1 pseudogene is annotated in these 643 nt (G+C 55.7%); it reads right to left on the bottom strand.

What is annotated here, in order from left to right:
- Positions 1-439, bottom strand: a pseudogene (locus ACZXDY_RS46265) (hypothetical protein); the annotation flags it as partial.
- Positions 440-643 lie beyond the last annotated feature (204 nt).

The following is a 643-nucleotide window of genomic DNA, read 5'->3' as shown; positions in this document are numbered from 1 at the left end:
CGTTACGAAATCCCTCTGCAACTAGGCCGATACCGAGACCCGTCGCAACGAAGAATCCCAAAGGTAGAAGATGGGCAATCCACGGTGCAGCGGGCGCGGCGTACACCGCATATAGCGTGGCGAGTGCCGTGCCGAAAAATGAGCTAGCGCGATCGAACAGAAGGCCACATAGAAAGATCCCGGGAAGAAGGAAGAACAATCCGCCGAAGCCGCTTTGCGATTGCAGACCCATTTGCACAAGAATGAAGAACACCATGATGAGGGCGCTCGTCCCAAATCGGATATAGGCAGGTTGCGGATGAGCAGGAAGGAAATAGAGTAGGCGTTCCATTGAGTAGAAACCGTCAGGCTGCGCTTTGAGTTCCCGAAGCTGTCGGCCAATGTCTTTATTCTGTAAAGCGCCTTGCTCCGACGGTGGCGGGCTGTAGTTGCGCTGCAACAGCGAAATTCGTCAAAGATGCGAGCCCTCTTCGTCGGCCCCCTCCAATAGCTGAAGACCGCGTTGAAGATCGTTACGTCGGCTCGCCACGGTAGACCGGACTTCGCTCAGCGCCGCATCCTAATGCCGCGAGTGACCCAATGTATGGTCCGGCCGTGCGTAGCAAGAAGATTTCGACGATCCGGTAGATGCGGTCTTGCATCA

This window comes from Bradyrhizobium sp. LeoB3 (assembly GCF_055456055.1).
This window is presented reverse-complemented; position numbering and strand designations above follow the sequence as displayed.